The organism is Methanoculleus taiwanensis (assembly GCF_004102725.1).
GTDB classification, from domain to species: domain Archaea; phylum Halobacteriota; class Methanomicrobia; order Methanomicrobiales; family Methanoculleaceae; genus Methanoculleus_A; species Methanoculleus_A taiwanensis.
In genome coordinates, this window is record NZ_LHQS01000002.1 from 295,559 (window position 1) to 301,876 (window position 6,318).

6 protein-coding genes are annotated in these 6,318 nt (G+C 58.1%); 2 read left to right on the forward strand and 4 right to left on the reverse strand.

Going from position 1 to position 6,318, the window contains the following annotated elements; genetic code table 11:
* Window positions 1-86: 86 nt before the first annotated feature.
* From ABH15_RS06330 to ABH15_RS06345, 4 genes are all read right to left on the reverse strand, one after another.
* A complete protein-coding gene (locus ABH15_RS06330) occupies window positions 87-953 on the reverse strand; it encodes a DNA-3-methyladenine glycosylase family protein (RefSeq protein WP_338323522.1) in 867 nt (288 codons plus the stop codon).
* Between the two features lie 28 nt (window positions 954-981).
* Entirely contained in the window at window positions 982-1,887 is a 906-nt protein-coding gene (nifB, locus tag ABH15_RS06335) for a nitrogenase cofactor biosynthesis protein NifB (protein ID WP_128693531.1), read from the reverse strand.
* Between the two features lie 59 nt (window positions 1,888-1,946).
* Window positions 1,947-3,167, reverse strand: coding sequence for a hypothetical protein (locus tag ABH15_RS06340; protein WP_128693532.1), 1,221 nt, complete (start codon window positions 3,165-3,167; stop codon window positions 1,947-1,949).
* 164 nt (window positions 3,168-3,331) lie between these two features.
* Complete coding sequence (locus tag ABH15_RS06345; RefSeq protein ID WP_241648030.1) at window positions 3,332-5,269, reverse strand: methyltransferase domain-containing protein; 1,938 nt, start codon at window positions 5,267-5,269, stop codon at window positions 3,332-3,334.
* 675 nt (window positions 5,270-5,944) lie between these two features.
* Here ABH15_RS06345 and ABH15_RS06350 point away from each other — a divergent pair.
* Both ABH15_RS06350 and ABH15_RS06355 read left to right on the forward strand, forming a co-directional pair.
* The gene (locus ABH15_RS06350; RefSeq protein WP_128694304.1) at window positions 5,945-6,121 is read left to right on the forward strand and encodes a CxxC-x17-CxxC domain-containing protein; all 177 of its coding nucleotides are present in this window, start codon (window positions 5,945-5,947) and stop codon (window positions 6,119-6,121) included.
* 41 nt (window positions 6,122-6,162) lie between these two features.
* The coding region (locus ABH15_RS06355; RefSeq protein ID WP_128694305.1) for a CxxC-x17-CxxC domain-containing protein at window positions 6,163-6,318 on the forward strand (156 nt) is incomplete at its 3' end.

Below are 6,318 nucleotides of genomic sequence, written 5' to 3' on the forward strand. Positions count from 1 at the left end.
AAATCTAACGCACATATTTCCTTACATATCGGTAGCCCTTCCGGCCGGTGAAAACAGCGACAAAACGCGGCTGATTCTGCCGCCGTTCACCCCTCCCGGACGCAGTAGAGATACTCCTGGGCATACCCGGCGTACTCGCCGAAATACTCCCGGGCAAACCGGCGTATCCTGTCGTACTCCGCCGGGGTGCAGTTCTTTCCGGTAAGTTCGGGCATGTATGCCTCCGCCATGATCCGCCGGATCCAGACGTCCACCGGGAACGCTTCAAAAAAGCCGAACGCAAAGAGCAGCACACAGTCGGCCGCCTTCGGGCCGACACCGCGCAGCCGCATCAGTTCATACCTGGCCTCCTCGAACGGCAGCGATGCGAGACGTTCCGCCCAGCCAGAGTGCTCCACCGCGAAGGCTGCCGCATCGCAGACATAGTCGGTCCGGTAGCCGAGTTTACAGTCCCACAGGTCGGCATGGCAGACGCCGGCGAGCACCGCAGGGCGCGGGAACGTGTATGCCGTTCCGAAAGGGCTCTCGATCGCCTCGCCGTAGCGCTCCGCCATAGAGGAAACCCTCCGCTTCACCGCCGGAATGTTCGTGTTCGTCGCACAGATGTAGGAGATAAGGCACTCCCAAGGCTGCTGCCGGACGAGCCGGAGGCCGTAGCAGCACCGGATTGCGTCGTGGATCACCGGATCGCGATCGATCGAGGCGAGAACTTCGGGGAGATTCTGGTCGAGCCGGAAGTAGTCGCGGACGAACGGCGCGTCTGCCCCGTAAAACGTCAGCAGGTCGCCGTCCTGCCGTATCCGGATCGCGTGATCGCCGACGACGCCCTGCCACCAGCCGTCGGCGGCCTCCCAGCGGAACGCCTGGCCGCAGCCGAGTGTCCGGTTAAGATCGAGCGGTTCGTCGGGCCTGAGGGTAATCGTCGTCATCGCGTGATCGGTATCGCAGTGCATCGCACGAGAAAAAAGTTCGGGGGTGGGATTATTCTGTCTCGTCTTTTCTGTAGATGCAGGACTGGACGTCCTGACCGAGTTTTCCGATTGCGTCCGACCTGCAGCGTGCGCAGTGGCGCATCTGCTTGATGTAGCGTGCGCAGGCGTCCTGCATCTCCTTCTTCTCTTTCGGTGTCGGCGGTACGATATCGGCGAACTTGTACTGCGGGATGAGCGGGATGACGTTGAAGGTGTAGGCTCCCATCTCGCTCACTTTCTTTGCGATATCCACGATATGTTCGTCATTGATGCCCGGGATGTAGACGGTGTTGATCTTGACGAACATCTTCTTTGCAACCGCCATCTCGATGCCTTTCAGCTGCTGGGAGAGAAGGATCTCCGCCGCTTCCCGGCCATGGTACGTCTTCCCCTCATAGGTGACGTGCGAGTAGATCTTCTCGCCTATGGCGGGATCGATCGCGTTTAAGGTCACCGTGATAGTCCCGACACCATAGCGGTCGAGCTCGTCGATCGACTCCGGGAGCAGAAGGCCATTCGTGCTGATGCACATGATGAGTTTTGGGAACTCCTCGTGCACCAGTCTGAGCGTCTCGAAGGTATCACTGTTCGCGAGCGGTTCTCCCGGGCCTGCGATACCGATAACCTTGACGTACGGATATTCCCTGACGACCCGCCGGACGAGGTCGAGTGATTCCCCGGGGGAGAGAACCTTGCTCGTCACGCCCGGACGGCTCTCGTTGACGCAGTCGAAGTCCCGGATGCAGTAGTTGCACTGGATGTTGCACTTCGGAGCGACCGGAAGGTGGCACCTGCCGAAGGTGTGGCATGCCTTTTCGGAGTAGCAGGGGTGCTCAGCGATCTTCCGCAGTTGTTCCGGGTCGTACGGAACTTCTCTGCCGTGGACCGTCGTTGTGGGGAATTCTTCGGCGGACATATCTGATCTAGTATGCACGCTGAAAAACTATATAATCTTGGGGGAAATGCACTTCCTGACTACTGGTTCGATCGGATTGGGGGCTGGTCAGAGAGCTCCGCCGTGAGCTTCTGCTGCTGTCCGGTCATCCGGGTGCTTTTCGTAACGGTGACGGCATCACGGTCGAGGATCAGGTGCAGGTCGGGTACGACGAGGTAGACCGGGAAGAGTCCGAAGAGGTCGTGGTAATCGGCCTTATAGACCTTCATCCGGAGGTACGCGACGCTGAGCGACTCAATCTCCGTCATAAGGGTGTCGAGGTGACCGGGATTTTCGATCTCCTGTGGTGTCTGCGGAAGCTCCGTGAGGCGGTGCAGGATCCGGTCACGGAAGATATGAATCTTATTATCCCCTATCTGGAGGAGCAGCTCCTTGCTGTACGCCCCCTGCAGGTAACGGGCGATGACCACCTGTGAGAGGAAGATCAGGATAATCGGTAAGAGGTTCCACCCGAGCGAGTAGTCTATTGAGTCGAGGAAGGTGTTCAGTGTCATCCCGGGAAGGAGCATCGCTGAGATGACCAGAATCCCTGATACTGCCGCAAGAGCACCGATGAACAGGACGACCCGAAGCCCCTGGCGCCAGCCTGTTCGGATCTTCTTGCGTGCGTCCTGACCCATGCCGACGAGGGAGTTGAAGAACCGGGGGTTATATGGTTTGATATGCCAGATCACGGCGTAAAAGATGATTATTGCGAGTGACTGGAGAGTTATCAGTACGGCGGCGACCCGGTCGAGGTTTCCTCCGATAAACCCGCTGTGGAGCGAGAAGAGTATGTCGAGCCCGTAGATGATCCCAAACCCTATCGCGAGGGGCTGGCTGTTGATGAAGAATGCATCCCAGAGCACCTTGCCGATCGTCTTTGTCATGTCCGTCCGGGACTCCTTCGCGACCCCGATATCCCGCAGGACGCCGGCGAACTCCGTGATCGTCTTCATGTCGGGGAGCGTCGCTTTCGTTCGGTTGGTCGGGATCATCAGGATGAACGGGTTTACCATGTAGAGGATGAAACTTGAGATGATCCAGTAGAGCATGTAGCGGGGGAGAAATATCAGGAAGATGATATTGATGAGCAGCGCCGCAAGGATGAACAGGCCGGTATAGTGAAGTTTCTCATTATATGCAAGCAGCGTGGTCTGTTTCTGCTCTTCAGAAGCGATATCTTCAGAAACGCTGCTGCGAACGGCCTCGAGCTCTTTGAAGTACATCTCTTCAGTCGCCATCTCCGGCAGCGGCATCACCTGTACGGATTATTGGTGGTCGGCGTCATAAATACATTCCCTGATAAAAACCGCTGCCTATGGGGGCAATAACGGCCCCCTGCTCTCCGGCTCCCGCTGCCGCCCGTCCGTGTCCCGCAGTACCCGGTTGAGAAGTCTTATGTGGCGGTAGGTATCTCCCGGCATCATGCCGTTTCGGTGGGAGGCACGGTTCCTGCTTCGTGCTCTGCCGGGGGTGTGCGGGGATCGGCATCGAGGCCTAGCCGCTCCTCCGCCGCCCGCAGGATCCGCCCGAGCATACCGGCATACGAGATCCCTGCAAGGCCGGCCATCCTGGCGAGGTGTCCGTCCCAGCACCATCCTGGGTTCGGGTTCACTTCGAGCAGTTTCGGCTTGCCGGCGGCGTCGAGCCTCCAGTCGAACCGGCAGTAATCCCTGCATTCGAGCCTTTCGAAGAGCGTGAGGCAGCAGCGTACGACCGTCTTTTCGGTATCCGGATCGAGCTCCGCGGGCTTTGACGTGATATTCCAGTACGGGGATTCCGGGAGCCATTTGGCTTCGTATCCGCAGATCCTTGGGAGTCCCGGGGGGAGCGCCGAGTAGTCCTCTTCGATGATGGGAAGCACGGTATACGTTCCGGAGGGGTTTCCGATTATCCCGACGCTGATATCCTTGCCGGTCAGAAACTCTTCGACGAGGAACGATGTGCCGTACCCGAGCGTCGAGCGCATCGTCGCGATCACCGTCGAGAGTTCTTCGACGGAGTGAGCGATGCTCTTTTGCGTGATCCCGAAGCTCGAATCGCCTGCATTTGGTTTCACGATGACCGGGAATGGAACGCCGATGTTGTAAACCCGGTCTCCCGGCGCGATGAAGGATGCATCGGGTACGGGAATGCCGGTCTCCCGTGCAACTCCCCGGACAAGGGACTTGTCATAGCAGAAGGCGAGCGACTGTGCTCCCGCACCGGTATATGGGATGCCGAGGATATCGAGCAGCGCCGGCACGTGCAGTTCTTTCCGCGGGTCGTTCCCGAGCCCCTCATCGCAGAGGTTGAAGGCGTAGTCGGCCGTACCCTTCGCTTTTGCAAGATCCCTGATCAGCGCATCGTGTTTCTGGACGAAGGTGAACCGGTAGTCTTTCAACCCTGCAAGGGCGGTTTTCATCCGGTCGATGGTATAAAAATCGTCCTCGTCAAAGACGCAGGAGGGCTTGATCCTGTCCGGCTGCGAAGTATCTCCGAGTATCACCGTGACGTTTCTTACCGATCTCGCCTGCTTTGCCTTCACCCGTGTCCAGTCCTTCCTGATGACGGCGGTCACGATGTGACGCCGCTCCATCATGCCGAGATCCTGGTTTCGCACCGACTCGGTTCGGATATCGTGGAAGGCGATATCGGAGAAACCGGCAAGGTCGAGGAGCTCCTGAAGGGCGTCCCTGGTGTAGAGCCGTTCTGCGTAGAACTGATCCGCGACGACGCCTTTCTCGACGTGCGTGATGACTTCACGCGAGACCAGCCGCTCTTCGTCGACCGAGAGCGAACGCTCACGGCAGACGAACATCTGCTCATCGATCCACTCCCAGGAGCGCGGCTGGAAGTTTTCTTTTACGTATTCTCCGTCGGTAACATCGAGGAGTATCCTGCCCCACGGTTTGAGCACGCGCCGGACTTCCCGAAGAACCCGGACATCTTCCTCTACTGAGTCGAAGTATCCGAAGCTGTTCCCGAGGATCAGGGCCGTCTCGAATGTATCGGGTTTATACGGGAGTTCCCGTGCGTCGCCCTCTTTGAACCTGACTTTCAACCCTTCACGCTTCGCTGTCGCTCGGGCTTTCTGGATCAGGTAGTGAGAGCGGTCAAGCCCCTCGGCAGCGTAGCCCCGACGCACCAGCTCCAGGGTATGCCGTCCCTGGCCGCAGCAGAGATCGAGGATGTCGCTCTCCGGTGAAAGGGCAAGGATCTCGGTGATGCGGTCGATCTCCCGCTCCGTGATCCGGCGATCTCCGACGACATCGCCGTCGGTCTTCAGGTACAGGTGATTGAAGATCCCCCGCCACCAGTCGGGTTTGACGTGTTCTTCGAGATCATGCACGGGACCTACCGAGCGGCTTTTCTGCCGCATGCGGCGTCTGCTATCGGGAGGTTCTTCTGTTGAAATTTCTTTGCGCATTCGTTGCCCCTCGGTTCACTCGGTAGTTTGGGGAGATATCGGCAGGATGGCCGGTGTAAGAAGAGATCGGTCTTGAGATTGGCATGCGTTGCAGATCAATGAGTCAGAGAGTATGGATATAAAGCATTCTATTGTCAGGGAGTGCTATACCGGACAGCGCCGCCGGATTTTGCTCCGTTACACTTCCCGAACGTTGCCACTCGCATACCTTCGCCGCAGCAGCAAGCGGTTCGTGGCTGCGACCCGGGTGCTGATGGAGCAGGGGCGAAGAAAGAGTCCCTGTCTATCGGCGGGATTTGGATCCTCTCTTCTGAATGCACTTCTCCATTACGGGATTGGGACGGTGAGTTCCTCCCCTGGTTCCCGGGAGGGGGAGATCTGCCGCTCAAGGCGGCTTTTATTCGGGAGCTGATCGGCGGCATACTGCACGAAGGTGTTTCATCCCACGGCGTTCTTCTCTCTCCCGGTGATACTGCTCGGATCTGCTCGATGGCTCGGACGGAGAATGGAGATCCCTGGTGTACAATCCGCTGAATCCGTCCGGGAGAAGTCCCACCCCCTATTGAGCATATCTATTTAAACTTGTGCGTACCTCTATGTATGCAGATTATCTGCATGGTTGAATCCATGAATGAGAGATATCAGAGTCGGGGTCCCCGTTCCTACGACGACCGTCCCCGCGAGTTTCATAAAACAGTCTGTTCCGACTGCGGCGCCGAGTGCGAAGTTCCCTTCAAGCCCACCGAGGGCCGTCCGGTTTACTGCCGGGATTGCCTCCCCAAGTACAGAAAACCGAGGTTCTAAGTCCTCTTTTGAGTAAAACCATACCAAGTGAGTGAGTTAAAATGGATAATCGATACCAGAGCCGGGGTCCCCGTTCCTACGACGACCGTCCCCGCGAGTTCCACAAAACAACCTGTTCCGACTGCGGCGTCGAGTGCGAAGTTCCCTTCAAGCCGACCGAGGGTCGCCCCGTCTACTGCCGGGACTGCCTCCCCAAG

Coding starts and splice junctions, on each gene's coding strand:
- ABH15_RS06330 (WP_338323522.1), bottom strand. CDS start 953: ATGCACTGCGATACCGATCACGCGATGACGACGATTACCCTCAGGCCC.
- nifB (WP_128693531.1), bottom strand. CDS start 1,887: ATGTCCGCCGAAGAATTCCCCACAACGACGGTCCACGGCAGAGAAGTT.
- ABH15_RS06345 (WP_241648030.1), bottom strand. CDS start 5,269: ATGCGGCAGAAAAGCCGCTCGGTAGGTCCCGTGCATGATCTCGAAGAA.
- ABH15_RS06350 (WP_128694304.1), top strand. CDS start 5,945: ATGAATGAGAGATATCAGAGTCGGGGTCCCCGTTCCTACGACGACCGT.